Genomic DNA, 16,229 nt, shown 5'->3' with positions numbered 1-16,229 from the left:
AGAGGAAAAGAATTCTCCAATCATTTCGCGGTTACAGAAGCATTGAATAATGTGCCCTTTTATTTTCCAGATCCGCATGCCCCTTGGCAACGAGGAACAAATGAAAATACAAATGGTCTTATTCGAGAATACTTGTCAAAATCGGAAGAGATGGACACGGTAGATGACACAACGATTTATCGGATGGTTGAAAAACTAAATAGCAGACCTAGAAAGTGTCTAGGTTGGAAAACACCTTATGAAGTCTTCTTTAATAAAGTGTTGCACTTGATTTGACAATTCAAGAGATTAATGTACCTACGAGAATACTAACTGTTTATCCTAAAAGTTTTATTTTCAATATATGGAGGTTAAAATCGAGATTCATTGACGATAGAAAATACTATTGAATGGAAAGGTTTTGCCCATGAGTTCCCAAATACTTTTCTTTGTTTGATTAAATACTTGCAAAAATAGCCTTCGAGCAAATCTAGTTGATGATTATCGTTTTTCCTAAATCCCATTAAAATCACTTTCTCTAGCAGTTTATCTTATATTCATTATATCATTATTGTGTCTTACCCAGTTTCGATTTCCAAAACCCAACAAAAGAATTAACAATTTAATTTGATAATATCTTATTTGACTATTATCAAATTTAGTAATACGGAATAAGTCTTCTTATTCCGTTATTTTAATATTTTGAAAACCTGATTCATCACATAAAAAAACTTAATTTAAGAAAGAATACATGATATCTTCATATGTTCTTAGCTACTGAATAGACAAAAAGTATAAATATTTGAAAAAACTATGAAGAAATGTACTTGTTTTGTTGAATTGTTCATGAAAGCTACTGAACAAATTAGTTATCATAAATTCGTATAATTCCTGCTTTGTGAATAATACGTATCAGATTTATCTTTTGTTCTTACTAAGGAAAGACATAACTATTAAGGAGTTGATATGAGTAATGGTTGGCAAGAATAATAAGAGAGTATTTCTAGAAAAAACAAAGAAACGAGTATTGAAGTACAGTATCAAAAAATTAAGTGTTGGGGTTGCATCTGTTTTGGTTGGTGTTGGTCTTGTCTTGGGAAGAACTGAACTAGTTAAAGCACAAGATGAAATTTCTCCAAGCAGCCCACTTGAAACAGCGATAAGCTCCGTACAAGTAGGTGACAAAGTAGCTTCGGGGAATACTTTTCAGGAGAATCCTGGTTATACGAAAAATTATAACTTTTCGGATTTACAATTTAGTCCTCAAGAACTAACTGGAGACACACTAAAAGGCAATACAATTAGATTTGAAGTTTACGGAAAACATAATATTGCAGCATCAACTAAAAACTGGGAAATCCGTCTTCAATTAGATGAACGATTAGCTAAATATGTAGAAAAAATTCAGGTCGATCCAAAGAAAGGAATTGGATCTTCTAGACGGACCTTTGTAAGAATTAATGATTCGCTGGGTAGACCTACAAATATTTGGAAGGTCAATTATATTCGTGCAAGTGATGGATTATTTGCTGGGGGAGAGACAACTGATACGCAAACTGCTCCTAACGGGGTAATTACATTTGAGAAGAATCTAGATGAAATTTTTAAAGAAATTGGTGAAGATAACCTTAAGACTGATCGTTTGATGTATCGAATCTATCTGGTAAGTCATCAAGATAACGATAAAATTGTCCCTGGTATAGAAAGTACTGGTTACTTTTTAACAGATCAAGATAATTTCTATAACAAGTTAGACGTATCTGAAAATAATCCTGATCAATTCAAACATGGATCGGTAAGTGCCAAATATGAGGAACCAAATGTTCAAACGAAAGATGGATCTGGGTCTACTGGTGCTAATGGTGCTATAATTTTGGACCATAAGTTAACAAAAGAGAAAAACTTCTCTTACTCAGCTTCTGCAGCAGGAACGCCTTGGTATGCTAATTACAAAATTGATGAACGTTTAGTTCCATATGTAGCAGGTATACAAATGCATATGGTTCATGCTGATAAAGTAGCATATGACGTTTCATTTGAATCAGGAACAAAAGTAGCTGATTTAGCAATCGAGCGACGGGAAGGTCATGAAAATTATGGCATAGGTTCAATAACTAATAATGATTTAACTAAACTTATCGATTTTGCTAATGCAAGTCCACGTCCAGTCGTTATTCGATATGTTTTACAATTGACTAAGCCATTAGATGAAATCTTAGAAGATATGAAAGCAACAGCACAAGTTGAAGAAAATAAACCATTTGGTGAAGATTTCATCTTTGATTCTTGGTTGTCGGATACGAATAAAAAATTAATCCAGAACACTTATGGAACAGGTTATTATTATTTGCAAGATATTGATGGTGATGGAAACCCTGACGATAAAGAAGAGAGCGGAGACACGAATCCATATATCGGGAAACCTGAATTAGAAGAAGTATATGATGTTGACACAACAGTTAAGGGGAAAGTATTCATCCACGAGTTAGCAGGAACAGGTCACAAAGCCCAACTTGTTGATAAAGAAGGTACTGTATTAGCAGAAAAAACTATCGCTCCAAATGAAAAAGATGGGGCTCCAATTTCAGATACTGTAGAATTTGAATTTACGGGTGTAGATTCAAGTAAATTAATCGCGAAAGATGAATTAAAAATACAAATCGTTTCTCCAGGTTTTGATAAACCAGAAGAAGGTTCAACCGTTATTAAGGAATCACCAAAAGCGGTTGATAAACAAACCGTGGTAGTTGGATTTAAACCAGATGCTAAAGAATCAATTCGGAATAATAAAAACTTACCTGAAGATGCAGAGTATTCATGGAAAACAGAGCCTGATACTTCTAACGTTACTGATAGTACGAAAGGTATTGTAACTGTTAAAATCGGAAATCGAACTTTTGACGTGGATGTAGAGTTTGCTGTAAAAGCTTCTCAAGCTATGGAAAATGATGCAACATACGTACCTATAACAACAACTCCAGAAACGACAGTTCAAAGTGGAAAACCTACATTTGATAAACCAGATGTTCCTTTAGCTAAAGATGCCTTTTCAATTTCCGATGTCTATAATAAGGACTTCGGTAATGCAAGTGTTGATGCAAATACTGGTATTGTTACATTCACTCCAGCTAAAGGTGTAGGAGAATCGGAGCCGATTACTGGAACAATTCCTATTAAAATTGTTTACCAAGATGGTTCTGTAGGCACGACCGATTTAGCAGTAACTGTAAGTAAAGATATTTATGAAAATCCAGGAGAAAACATTCCAGCAGGCTACCACAAAGTAACCTTCACCGCAGGGGAAGGAACAAGTATTGAAAGTGGAACAACAGTCTTTGCAGTGAAAGACGGCGTAAGCTTGCCAGAAGATAAACTTCCAGTGTTGAAAGCAAAAGATGGTTATACAGATGCGAAATGGCCAGAAGAAGCAACTCAACCAATTACAGCAGACGATACAGAATTCGTATCAAGTGCAACAAAACTGGATGATATCATTGAAAATCCAGGAGAAAACATTCCAGCAGGCTACCACAAAGTAACCTTCACCGCAGGGGAAGGAACAAGTATTGAAAGTGGAACAACAGTCTTTGCAGTGAAAGACGGCGTAAGCTTGCCAGAAGATAAACTTCCAGTGTTGAAAGCAAAAGATGGTTATACAGATGCGAAATGGCCAGAAGAAGCAACTCAACCAATTACGGCAGATGATACAGAATTTGTATCAAGCGCAACAAAACTGGATGATAAATCTGACGCTGACAAATATAATCCTGAAGGTCAAAAAGTGACTACAGAATTGAATAAGGAACCAGACGCATCTGAGGGAATTAAGAACAAAGAAGATTTACCAAAAGATACTAAGTATACTTGGAAAGAAAAAGTAGATGTTAGCGCAGCTGGAAATAAAAAAGGGACTGTTGTAGTGACATATCCAGATGGATCATCTGATGAAGTTGAAGTAGATGTTACAGTGACAGACAATCGTTCTGACGCCGATAAATATGAACCAACAGTAGAAGGCGAAAAAGTAGAAGTTGGAGGCACAGTAGATCTAACAGATAATGTTACTAACTTGCCAACATTACCAGAAGGAACAACAGTAACAGATGTCACTCCTGGTGGTACGATTGATACCAACACACCAGGTAATTACGAAGGGATTATCGAAGTAACGTATCCAGATGGTACGAAAGATACAGTGAAAGTTCCAGTAGAAGTGACAGATAATCGTTCCGATGCCGATAAATATGAACCAACAGTAGAAGGCGAAAAAGTAGAAGTTGGGGGCACAGTAGATCTAACAGATAATGTTACTAACTTGCCAACATTACCAGAAGGAACAACAGTAACAGATGTCACTCCTGGTGGTACGATTGATACCAACACACCAGGTAATTACGAAGGGATTATCGAAGTAACGTATCCAGATGGTACGAAAGATACAGTGAAAGTTCCAGTAGAAGTGACAGACAATCGTTCTGACGCCGATAAATATGAACCAACAGTAGAAGGCGAAAAAGTAGAAGTTGGGGGCACAGTAGATCTAACAGATAATGTAACCAACCTACCAACATTACCAGAAGGAACAACAGTAACAGATGTCACTCCTGGTGGTACGATTGATACCAACACACCAGGTAATTACGAAGGGATTATCGAAGTAACGTATCCAGATGGTACGAAAGATACAGTGAAAGTTCCAGTAGAAGTGACAGACAATCGTTCCGATGCCGATAAATATAATCCTGAAGGGCAAAAAGTGACTACAGACTTAAATAAAGAGNACAGATAATCGTTCCGATGCCGATAAATATACACCAATGGCAGAAGGTGAAAAAGTAGAAGTTGGAGGCACAGTAGATCTAACAGATAATGTAACCAACCTACCAACATTACCAGAAGGAACAACAGTAACAGATGTCACTCCTGGTGGTACGATTGATACCAACACACCAGGTAATTACGAAGGGATTATCGAAGTAACGTATCCAGATGGTACGAAAGATACAGTGAAAGTTCCAGTAGAAGTGACAGACAATCGTTCTGACGCCGATAAATATGAACCAACAGTAGAAGGCGAAAAAGTAGAAGTTGGGGGCACAGTAGATCTAACAGATAATGTAACCAACCTACCAACATTACCAGAAGGAACAACAGTAACAGATGTCACTCCTGGTGGTACGATTGATACCAACACACCAGGTAATTACGAAGGGATTATCGAAGTAACGTATCCAGATGGTACGAAAGATACAGTGAAAGTTCCAGTAGAAGTGACAGACAATCGTTCCGATGCCGATAAATATAATCCTGAAGGGCAAAAAGTGACTACAGACTTAAATAAAGAGCCAGACGCATCTGAGGGAATTAAGAACAAAGAAGATCTACCAAAAGGAACTACTTATACTTGGAAAGAGAAAGTAGATGTTAGTACAGCTGGAAACAAAAAAGGGATTGTAGTAGTAACATATCCAGATGGATCTAAAGAAGAAGTAGAGGTTACTATTTCTGTAGAAGATAAAAAAGCACCGAATAAACCTCAAGTCGATCCTATTACAGAGGGTGACCAAATTGTTACTGGTAAAACAGAACCAAATGCAGAGGTGACAGTTACATTACCAAACGGGAGTCAATACCATGGGACAGCTGATAAAAATGGTAATTTTACAGTTAAAGTTCCTAAATTAGAGGCAGGAACAAAAGTGATAGTAACTGCAACTGATGAATCTGGTAATACTAGTGAACCTACTAATGTAGTTGTTTCTTCAAACGAAAAAGATAGTGAAAAAGCCGGTAGTAAAGATAATAAGACTGACAATCAAGGTAGCAAGCAAAACAAAAATAGAGGCAAAAGCAGTCCTCAAAAGCAGTCCTCAAAAGCTTATCCTAAGACGGGAGAGATTGATAGTAATATCTTTACTATTAGTGGTGGTTTAATCCTGTTAGGAACTTTAGGGTTATTAGGGTATAAAAATCGAAAAAAAGAGAATGAATAGAAAATCAATTTCTTAAATCTTCTCTGAAAAGAGGAAGAATCTTTTTCTTCCTCTTTTTATTTTTTATTTTGGGAGATAGGTTGTTAGTTAAAAATGAAGATACTTTTCATAGAAGGGAAAAGAATGTGATTAAGTGAAAAAAATAGTAATTATTGGATCAAACCATTCGGGGCTAGCTGCAGCTCGATTTCTAAACTTATGTGATTCAAATTATGAAGTTATTCTGATAGATAAAAAATCAGAAATTAGTTACTTAGAATGTGGGACATCGTTGTTCATAAAAAGAGAAGTTAGCAATGTAAAAGATCTTTTTTATCAAAATAGAAGAGAACTAAATTCTAAGATAAAAAAGTTGTTTTTGGAGACAGTAGCTGACAAAATTGATATTCAAAATAAAAAGATTATTTGTGTAAAAAAAGATGGTACAAGATTCTCTCAAGAATATGACAAAGTTATATTAGCTACAGGTTCAAAGCAAATTATGTTAGATATACCGGGGAATAATTTAGCTAATATTTTTTCGATAAAGAATTTTCCAAATGCAAAAGAGATTTTTAAAGCTTTGGATGATAGTACTATTAAAAAAGTAGGAATTATTGGAGCAGGATATATTGGAGTTGAAATTGCTGAAGCTATAAGAAAAAGAGGGAAAGAAGTGTATCTTTTCGATGTTGCAGATAGAGTGTTGTCGACCTATTACGACCGTAGTTTTTCAGATAAAGTTGAAGAAATACTATCAAAAAACGGGATACATCTTTGTTTATCAGAAAGTCCTAAAAAGTATTTAGGAAAAGAAAAGATTGAAAAAATAGTGACTACAAGAGATAACAAATACGCTATGGATATGGTCATACAAGCTATAGGATTCCTATCTCATAGTCCAATAGGGAAAAAGGAGTTCTTGAGAGATGTTAGTGGAGCATATCTAACGGATGAATACCAACAAACAAATATAAAAGACATATATGCTATTGGAGATTGTGCTACAACTTTTTTTACATCAATTAATAGAAGTAGCGTTGATTTTTCTATCTCTAATGCTCTAAGAACGGCTTATATTGCAACTCAACATCTTAACAATCAAAATTTTACACCTTCTGGTTCCCAATTCACAAATGGATTTTCTATATTTGGTCACAATTTTTATGCAGCAGGTTTGAATTTAAAAACAGCACGCTTATTAAATAAGTCTATAGATTATATAGAAATAGAAGATTATATTAGACCGATTTTTTCTAAAAAAAACAGTATTGTAAAATTAAGAATTAGTTTTGAAAAAAAAGCAAAGAGAATAGTAGGTGTACAATTTTATAGTCAAGAAGATCTATCTGGATTATTGACAATGTTCTCTCTTGCTATAGAAGAGCAAATTACATTAGATAAATTGAAAATGTTAGATTATTTATTTCATCCTAGTTTTAGTCAACCCTATAATTTTATTTTAAAGGCAGTAACAGGATTAAATAGTGGAGCATAATCGTTACTAAATGAAATCAAGAAATATACTGTATTACTCAATTCATTGAAAATATTTGTCATATTTTTTAATAGAAAACACTATTAAAGAAAAAAAGAGAGGTAAATCAAATGAAAAAATCTTTAAAACTTGCATCAGCAGTTCTATTAATGTCCCGTCTCCTTATAGCAACACCTTTCCATGTGTTGGCAAGCGAAAATTCAACATACAAAATTGCAAAAGAAAGAACCAAGACGACTGAAATGAGTAATTCCGATGTAACAGCAGAGAGTAGTGAATTTTCAACAACTTCATCAAGTGAAAGTAGTACGACTTTAAATGCCGAGTCTTCAACAACTTCATCAAGTGAAAGTAGTATGACTTCAAATGCCGAGTCTTCAACAACTTCGTCAAGTGAAAGTAGTACGATTTCAAGTGCCGAATCTTCAACAACTTCAAGTAGTACAAGTGAAATAACTTCTTCGAAAGTGACAAAACCAAACCATATAGAGTCTTCAAAAAAGGAAGCGCCAAAAACGGAAGGACAAACAAAAAATTTTTCGACACCACAGCAAATAGAATCAACAGAATCTTTCCAATCACAACCAATACTATCTGGTAATGAAGAAATTCATTTTGACAAAAATGAATCTGTAGAAAATTTTATTATGAAAATTGGTGAGTCTGCGAGAAAAATTGGTCAGAAATATGATTTATATGCTTCTGTTATGATTGCACAAGCGATCTTAGAATCTGCCAGTGGTCAAAGCCAGTTAGCTCAGGCACCGAATTACAATTTATTTGGGATAAAAGGAACTTATAATGGAAACTTTGTCATTATGGTAACAAACGAAGATTTGGGTAATGGAACGCTTTATACGACCCAATCAAAATTTAGAGTGTATGAAAACTATGAGGAAAGTTTTGAAGATTATGCCAAATTATTAACTAAGGGAATTAGTGGAAATAAAGATTTTTATGCAGGAGCATTAAAAGCTAATAGTAAAACATATCGAGAAGCAACTAAATTCCTTACAGGACGGTATGCAACAGATACACAATACTATTTGAAGCTAAATGAATTAATTAAAACCTACGATTTAACCAACTATGATAAAGAAGTTAAAGGTCCACAAATGAGTAAGACTGGATACCAAGTGCCTATTCATAATTATTCAATAACCAGTTTGTTTGGAAATCGTGGAAATGAATTTCACCGAGGACTTGATATGGCAGCTACACAGGGTGAGCCGATTCATGCAGTTAAAGCTGGTAAGGTTGTTAAAGCAGAGTTTCACTACTCTTGGGGAAATTACGTGGTGATACAACACGAAGATGGATCAACCGCGTTATATGCTCACCAGCAACAATACCTAGTAAAAACTGGAGATAATGTTTTGCAAGGACAAATAATTGGCTATGTAGGAAGTACTGGGAATAGTACTGGCCCACACCTTCATTTGGAAATTTGCAAAGATAGTAGTCTTTCTCAGAGCATGTTAGTTGATCCGAAAACCTTATTATTCGGAGACTAAAAAAGGTAATCAATCTGACAAAGTAACAAGAAAATGGTTGGATTCTTAGACCTTTGATCAGGATATTGAGACTGGAATTGATATCTCGATTACGATGGGTTTGACAAATAAAACAAGTCCATTATCGAATATCGAGTGTATTATTGCCGTCTTTATGCTCATATTTTGAGCAGGTTTTACTAGATGAAAACAATTTATCTATCTTGAGGATTTCGTGTACGTATCGTTCAGTCTTGTATTGTAAATTAGTCATAAAATCAGACTAAGAAAAATTGGAAATATTTTTTTCTGATTTATTAAAAGTTAATTGAAATTATATGGTACTTCTTTCTTGGGAGGGTAGGTGCAGTGAAGGAAAGATATGGTCACCTTACTGTTGTTGAGGAGATTACTCATAATGGATATAAAAAATATCGTTGCCTATGTGACTGTGGGAATGAAACGATTGTATATCGATCAAACTTACTATCAGGTAGAACCAAAAGTTGTGGATGTGGAAATTATAAAAATAGGCATAAATATAAAAATTTGACAAATAAAACTTTTGGTAAGTTAGTTGCAATCAAGCCAACTAAACTGCGAAGTGAAGGAACTGTTGTTTGGGAATGTCAATGTCTGTGTGGGAGAAAAAAGTTAGTATCGGCAAAGCGACTTCTAAAAGGTGATGTAAAAAGCTGTGGATGTTTGAAATCAAAAAAGCATCACATTGAAAATAAAAAATTCGGATTACTTACTGCAAAGTATCCTTTGGACAATAACTGTTCATGGAAAACAAAATGGGTTTGTCAATGTGAGTGTGGCAGTATGTGTGAGATAAGTTATAGTAACTTATTTTTTGGACATACTCAAAGTTGTGGATGTTTAAAAAGGCAAGAAACAAGGACATGTGTTGAAGGGACAGTAATAGAGTGTCTAACGTCAAAATTACCGAAAAATAATACAAGTGGTGTTAAGGGAGTTTATCGTTCTAAAGAGAAATGGATTGCGTATATAACTTTTAAAAAAAAGAGGTACTATTTAGGATCGTATGATTCTATTAAGAGTGCAGCTCAAGCTAGAAAAGATGCTGAAAATAAATTGTTTCAACCTTTGATTGACAAATATCGAGGTAATCATTAATTATTGTGGATAATAATTAACAGTGATATATAAACATCTATAATATATTATTCATACTATTGACATTTAGTATAATCCTATGGAATTGAATATCATAGCAATGTATTTGAAAAGCAAATTGGAAAACAAATAGGTGCAACACCATAAATATGAAAAAATTGGGAAAAAGTAGAATGGAAATTTGCTTACGTCTCACGAGATAGCTCACACTATTAATCTGAAGAACAATGAAGTCGACTTTTAGAAATTGCTAGAAGAAAGTAAAGCGAATTATCACTAGTTACTATAGAGTAAGTTCAAATAAAGCATCTCAAACTTACATGGTTACATGAGGATATCAAATCGAAATTACTCAAGCTTCCTATGGCTAGAGTCGCGAGAAGTTGTTGGGCAGTAGACATAGGTTATATTGTTCTTAGCTACACGATCATTAGAAAGGAAATCCTATTATGCATAGTTATCAAGAAGATGCAAAAGTCCAAAAAAATCGCTGGTGGATTTTGATTGCTATATCTATGTTTACCTTCATGTCCACATTGGATGGCAGTATTGTCAATATTGCACTACCTACCATCTCAGATGATATGGGCATACCAATGAATCAAGCGGAATGGGTAGTGTCCGTTTATCTGATGATTGTCTGTTCTTGTTTGTTGCTGTTTGGTAAAATTGGCGATAGCCGTGGGAAAATCAAAGTATTTCGGATTGGTACGCTGATCTTTGTCTTGGGCTCGCTGTTGTGTGGGTTCAATCATTCGCTAGGTATTTTATTGTTCGCACGGGTGGTACAAGCCATTGGTGCTAGTATGACTATGGCTACAAATGCCGGAATCATCACGGAAGTCTTTCCCATACATGAACGTGGTCGGGCATTGGGAGCAATCGGTGCGTTTGTTTCATTAGGCTCGATTGCTGGACCAGGTCTTGGCGGCTTGATTTTGTCCCAATTTTCTTGGGCGTACATTTTTTGGATCAATGTACCGGTGGGAATCGTAACGATGTTGATTGCTGAAAAATTCTTACCAAAAGATATCACCATGAGCGACCATACAATCGATGGAGGGGGCTTTGCTGCCATTGCGGCTACGATTATCAGCCTTTTTGGAACAATCTTTTTGGGGCAAGAAAGTGGCTTTTTCCATCCAGTCCCCCTTGTACTGTTCGTAATTTCAGTGATTGCCTTTGTCAGCTTTTTAAAAGTTGAAAAGAAAGCAGCCTCTCCATTGATTTCTTTCGGTATTTTTAAGAACAAGATTTTTACCATGAGCTTGATTACAGCCTTGTTGATTTTTTCTTCCAACTTCTTTGTTAATGTAGTGATTCCTTTTTATCTGCAAAATGCTCGCGGGTTGAGTCCTAGCTATGCCGGACTGTTGATGATGGTCTTTCCCTTGATGATGGTCGTCGGGGCGCCTTTAAGCGGATACCTGACCGACCGGGTTGGCCCGGAGATTTTTGTATTAGTAGGCTTGGGTTTATTGTCGGTAACCCAAGTCATGTATATGTTTTTGTCAGTGGACTCTCCTTTGTGGCTGTACATTGTCGCTACTGCCATCATGGGTGCCGGCAATGCCTTGTTCCAGTCCCCAAATAATACGATGGTTATGAGTTCTGTCACTATCGAAAATTTGGGACTGGCAGGCTCCATGAATTCCTTTGCCCGAAATTTGGGGATGGTCATCGGGATTTCGCTTTCTACGACGGTCTTATATCAAGCGATGTCTGCTAAGATGGGCCAACGAGTAACTAACTATATCGCAGATCGGCCGGATGTCTTTTTATATGGAATGAAGATTACCTTTTTAGGCAGCTTTGTTTTGTGTTTTGTTGCCTTTTTCCTGACTATCTGGCGTATCAAAAAACAAGGAGGTATTCAGAAAAATGTCTGAAAAACCATTGTTGAAGAATTTTTGGAGGCCTGCGTATGGGTGAGTGGGATTTCCATGGATGATGGAAGATGAAGTGAACTTCTGAAAACCGAAAAACTCAAGTATTATCTTCAAAATACTAGTACTCAATTAGATGCTCGATTTGATTACAAGAAGACTGCGAAAGCCACTGGCAACCGCAAGCTAGGTATCCACCGATGGACTACGTTTTAGAGGCAACTGGTTATGAATACGGAGCTAACGCTCTCATCTGCATAAGAATGCAACACCCAGATTATGTAAAGATTTTCGATACTTCTGTCAAAAAAATCATCAAGATAGATAAATGATTTCCGTCTAGTCAAATTGGTTCAGAATGTGGACACACAGATGGTAAGAAGTCATTCACAATTCGAGAATGGACTTGTCCTATTTGCCGTACACATCATGATCGAAACGTCAACGTTAGTATCAATATTTTGATCAAGGGCTATGTATACAAGCATTGCCTTAGAAAACATCAAGAACCTTAGGAACAACGGGGATAGATTGGTTAATAAGAGATATCGCTGTTAGTAAAGACATAGGCTTGCAAGTATACTCTTTTATCAAGAATTCCGTGGCTTTAGTCATGATAGGTTTAATACTATGAAAATTTTCTTTAGCATTTTTGATTTAGGTTCCTTTTCTAATTATAATAAAATGACCACTACAGTAACCTACTGAAATATATAAACAGCCACTGTAGTACCATTTTCAAAGTAGTCTATGAGAGGAGAATCTTCATTCTTATGAACGCTGGAATTGCGGATATGAATTTAATAAAAAAAACCCTTAATGATTTTACTTCCAATTCAATATCAAAAGGTACTGGTATCAATTTAAGCACAATAAAAAAGCTGAAAAGTGGTGAAAGATCAGTGGAAAAGCTGAATCTTTTAGATGCTATAAAAATAACGGAATTTGCTATGAAAAATGGAAAAGCTGAGATTGAAATATGGAGATAATTATCGTCTAGTGAACTACTTGCCACTTAGCTGAATTTAACGATCCTTAGTGCTTGAAGTGGGAGATTCTTGGGAATAGAGCATACTTGCAAGCTTATGTCTTTATTAACAGCGATATCTCTTATTAACCAAGCTATCCCCGTAGTTCTAAGGTTTTTACTTTTATCTAAGCTAATGATCGTATTCAAAGGAAATTTTTGACCCTTAGAAAGTCTCATTTTATCAGACATGAGCTTAGGCATTGCTGAATTTTGTTAATTCGGTTTTAGGTTGTGCTTTGAGCATAATATGAAAGTAGTCTTTATCACGATTTCACTCAACTAAGGTAATGTGATGTGATTCTGATATTCTTTCAAAGATAGTTTTTTGCATAAGCTAACATTACATCATCAATGAGATGTTTACAATGTTTCACTACTAAAATAAGGTGGTAACAAAGAAGAAATAATGAATGATTATTTGTATCTAATTCCATGGTATATCAACCATTTCTTATATAGACTGATTATGACATGGATTAAAATAAAAAGGCACTATGTCTTAATTGTCGGTTTTCGAGTTACCGAACGGCATTCATCACCCACCTATAGAGGATGGGCGACTTCTGCCTGAAATAAGTTAAACTACTTATAACTTCTCATAAATTTAGATTGAGTCATTATTATTTAACATCAATGATTTTCCAGTTTCCATTTTTTTGTAATATTAATTTGTACTGAAAGTAGCTAGTGGTTTTTGATACATTATCAAGGTATTTTATCTTTGTACTCACTAGAATTTTTTTTCCGTTTTGTAGGTAAACTGGATCCTCTAACTTCGAAAACTTTAAGTCAATATTGATTGGTCGCATCGCATCATTTTCAACATAATACTCCAATTCTTTTTCAGAAGCTGATGGATATAATTTAAAGAACGTTTCCAAAAACTCAGCGATTTCTTCTGTAGTTTTGGCATCAATTTTCGAATCATTTTCTACTTGTTTTGTCTTGTATTTTGCCCTATCAGGTTTTGCAATCATAGTTGGCAAACTCGTTACTATATAATTCCTGTTTTCATCTTCAAAGATCGTCACTCGGTATGCAGAAGAAATCGATTGTGCCTTTTTTCCCTCTGTAATCTTTTGCTCCACTAAAAATGAAACGACAAATTCCTCCGAGCTCTTTTCAACATCTAAGACTTTTACTGACTGAACTTCGGAATTAGTGGGAATATCTGCTCGAACCATATCTTGACTTAAAGCGAAACCTTCTTCTGTAAGGTACTGTTCGAGGTTGTTCATTCTCTTTTCAATTGCTTCTTTGTTATTTTTCCACGAAAAATATTCTTTCGAAAAATCCTTCGTAAAGTTTTCAATACCAGAAGTATTCACTACTTTCTCTTTAATAACCACTTTTTCATGAGTTGTATGTTGATCAATGGCGGTGAAATTTTTATAAACGCCAAAAGTAAGACTACAAGATAATAAAAGCCAAAGGGCAAGCACCATTTTTCGATGCTTACCCACGGATACGACTCGTTCTTTTTTCTTTTTTAGGCTCTTTTCCTTTTGATTCCGTTCAATTTTTATCTTCATTCTTTTTCCTCTTTTCTCTTATTTGTACCGTCCAGCACCGATAAGATGCTGCTGCCAATAGCTTTCTGTTAGATTCGTCCAGCCTACTGGATCTCCTGCATGAAACATGCGATTCTCCCCTGCATAAATACCGACATGGGTCACATAAGTACCGGCATCATAAGTCGAATGAAAGAAAACCAAATCCCCTGGTTTGGCATCTTTTAGGTCAATATGGGTCATGGCATCATACTGATCTTGAGCCACCCGAGGAAGTTTCAGACCAACTTTGGCATAACACCATTGAGTCAAGCCACTACAATCAAATCCTGTTTCGGGTCTTGACCCACCAAATACATAAGCCGTTCCTTCATACTTAAACGCCTCGTCAAAAATCCCTTGGACTGTTTTATCGTCAAACTGTGTTGTAGTTAGGTATTGCTTCACCAATAAGCAATAAAACATATTGCCATAGTTATAGCGCCATCCACCATTTTCCTTATTCGCGATGGGATTAGGGTAATCGATTTTTTGACCGCAAGATTTTTCCTTTGAAAAAGATTCAGCTAAAGCAAAACTATGCTTCTTCCCGTTTTTTGCCACATAGTCCAAATAACCACCGCCAAAGTTATAGGCCTGAATGATACTATCTTGATCACAACCTAATTCTTTGGAACGCTTAACCAAAGACGCAAAATAGAGACATCCTTGTTTGATGGATGCCTCGGTACTTAATGAATTCGGTGGTAAACCGGCTGACTCAGAACTTTGCATCACATCTTCCATTGTGCCACCAGATTCCACTTGAATAATCGCTAAAAGAATCGGAACATACTCTGTTATATCCGATTCTTTGGCATATTTTTCCACCATTGCACGGTGTTTCAAAACCTCTTCTGAGACACTACTCCCCCCAGGAGGAGCACCTGAACTACTACTTCCTTCACTGTCTTCACCAAACAATAAGCCCACACACATCAAGATACCCATAAAAGAGATTGTTAGGAAAGTTAACGAAATGGCACTTAATTTCTTTACGTTCATTTTTTCTCACCTGACCTTGGTTTGGGATGAGGGTTCAAACTTTTTTGTACTTTTCGATTGGTTCGTTTGGACAGAGTAGACCGCCGTTTCACTTGTTGAAAAGAATTTTTCTTACTTGAGGATTGGTTTATTCCTTTTGAAATGATTTCTTGGCTAGCGAATTTTCGTTTGATTTCGGGATTCGAATTTGCTCTCACAATCCGCTTTGGTGCTCTATCCTTTTGAGATTGGACCTTTGCTTTTATCGGAACATTTTCCCTTCTTTTCCCATGAGGATTCCCTATTTCGTTCAATACTTTGCGCTTTTCAGCTATTTTTTCGTCTCTACGTTGTTGTTGTTTTTCTCGCAACTCTCCTCGATTTGCTTTTTCTTGGACCAGTCCTCGCTTAAACTCTTCCGGTGCTTTTTTCGTTTTTTCAATTCCTTTATGGAAGTTGTATTTCAAGTTGGTTGGCGTATTCCGTACTCCATCCTTTACTTGTTTGGTCTTATCTTTCACCAAAGCTTGGGTATCCAGAACCTTGCCGACTTTTCTCCCGGCCAAATTCATTCGGGATTGTTTCTTATTATTTGGAATTGGCTTTTCCTTATTCAAGTCAGATGGTATCTCGTGATCGTTCGGTAATCGTGAATTCTTTCGTAGAGAAGAACCGGATGGCTTAAATTTGGATTTTG

9 protein-coding genes and 4 pseudogenes are annotated in these 16,229 nt (G+C 35.8%); 9 read left to right on the top strand and 4 right to left on the bottom strand.

The genetic code is table 11. The annotated features are described in order from the left end of the window. From RV13_RS19050 to RV13_RS19005, 9 genes and pseudogenes are all read left to right on the top strand, one after another. Window positions 1-276, top strand: a 276-nt coding sequence (locus RV13_RS19050) for an IS30 family transposase (RefSeq protein WP_143142305.1), incomplete at its 5' end; no start/stop codon positions are given. Window positions 277-952: 676 nt separating this feature from the next. Further along, window positions 953-4,759, top strand: a pseudogene (locus tag RV13_RS19045) (Rib/alpha-like domain-containing protein); the annotation flags it as partial. Window position 4,760: 1 nt separating this feature from the next. Further along, a partial coding sequence (locus tag RV13_RS21440; RefSeq protein ID WP_249024501.1) for a Rib/alpha-like domain-containing protein occupies window positions 4,761-5,972 on the top strand: 1,212 nt, incomplete at its 5' end. Window positions 5,973-6,105: 133 nt separating this feature from the next. Further along, window positions 6,106-7,449 carry an NAD(P)/FAD-dependent oxidoreductase gene (locus RV13_RS19030; protein WP_002302450.1) on the top strand — a complete coding sequence of 448 codons (1,344 nt, stop codon included), beginning with the start codon at window positions 6,106-6,108 and terminating at the stop codon, window positions 7,447-7,449. Between the two features lie 110 nt (window positions 7,450-7,559). Next, window positions 7,560-8,963 (top strand): glucosaminidase domain-containing protein, encoded by a 1,404-nt coding sequence (locus tag RV13_RS19025; protein WP_002302451.1) that lies wholly within the window; start codon window positions 7,560-7,562, stop codon window positions 8,961-8,963. A gap of 348 nt (window positions 8,964-9,311) precedes the next feature. After that, window positions 9,312-10,082, top strand: coding sequence for an AP2 domain-containing protein (locus RV13_RS19020; RefSeq protein WP_002302452.1), 771 nt, complete (start codon window positions 9,312-9,314; stop codon window positions 10,080-10,082). Window positions 10,083-10,531: 449 nt separating this feature from the next. After that, the gene (locus RV13_RS19015; protein ID WP_002302453.1) at window positions 10,532-11,971 is read left to right on the top strand and encodes an MFS transporter; all 1,440 of its coding nucleotides are present in this window, start codon (window positions 10,532-10,534) and stop codon (window positions 11,969-11,971) included. 302 nt (window positions 11,972-12,273) lie between these two features. Next, window positions 12,274-12,483 (top strand): annotated as a pseudogene (locus tag RV13_RS20840) (zinc ribbon domain-containing protein); the annotation flags it as partial. A 258-nt stretch (window positions 12,484-12,741) separates the two neighbouring features. After that, on the top strand, window positions 12,742-12,957 hold the full coding sequence (locus RV13_RS19005) for a hypothetical protein (protein ID WP_002297343.1): 216 nt from the start codon (window positions 12,742-12,744) through the stop codon (window positions 12,955-12,957). A gap of 237 nt (window positions 12,958-13,194) precedes the next feature. On the opposite strand, the pseudogene RV13_RS20715 reads toward RV13_RS19005, so the two are convergent. The 4 genes and pseudogenes from RV13_RS20715 to RV13_RS18980 all read right to left on the bottom strand — a co-directional run. Beyond that, window positions 13,195-13,432: pseudogene (locus tag RV13_RS20715) on the bottom strand (transposase); the annotation flags it as partial. 186 nt (window positions 13,433-13,618) lie between these two features. Next, on the bottom strand, window positions 13,619-14,530 hold the full coding sequence (locus tag RV13_RS18990; protein ID WP_002302456.1) for a conjugal transfer protein: 912 nt from the start codon (window positions 14,528-14,530) through the stop codon (window positions 13,619-13,621). An 18-nt stretch (window positions 14,531-14,548) separates the two neighbouring features. Further along, complete coding sequence (locus tag RV13_RS18985; RefSeq protein ID WP_002302457.1) at window positions 14,549-15,553, bottom strand: bifunctional lytic transglycosylase/C40 family peptidase; 1,005 nt, start codon at window positions 15,551-15,553, stop codon at window positions 14,549-14,551. Continuing rightward, a pseudogene (locus RV13_RS18980) lies at window positions 15,550-16,229 on the bottom strand (FUSC family protein); the annotation flags it as partial. The pseudogene RV13_RS18980 and the gene RV13_RS18985, both read right to left, overlap by 4 nt.

The sequence above is a fragment of the Enterococcus raffinosus genome, from assembly GCF_001886185.1.
Classification (GTDB): Bacteria; Bacillota; Bacilli; order Lactobacillales; family Enterococcaceae; genus Enterococcus_A; species Enterococcus_A raffinosus.
The sequence above is the reverse complement of the archived record's forward strand: the minus strand, read 5'-3'. Positions and strand labels throughout refer to the sequence as shown.

Coding starts and splice junctions, on each gene's coding strand:
- RV13_RS19025 (WP_002302451.1), top strand. CDS start 7,560: ATGAAAAAATCTTTAAAACTTGCATCAGCAGTTCTATTAATGTCCCGT.
- RV13_RS19015 (WP_002302453.1), top strand. CDS start 10,532: ATGCATAGTTATCAAGAAGATGCAAAAGTCCAAAAAAATCGCTGGTGG.
- RV13_RS19005 (WP_002297343.1), top strand. CDS start 12,742: ATGAACGCTGGAATTGCGGATATGAATTTAATAAAAAAAACCCTTAAT.
- RV13_RS18990 (WP_002302456.1), bottom strand. CDS start 14,530: ATGAAGATAAAAATTGAACGGAATCAAAAGGAAAAGAGCCTAAAAAAG.
- RV13_RS18985 (WP_002302457.1), bottom strand. CDS start 15,553: ATGAACGTAAAGAAATTAAGTGCCATTTCGTTAACTTTCCTAACAATC.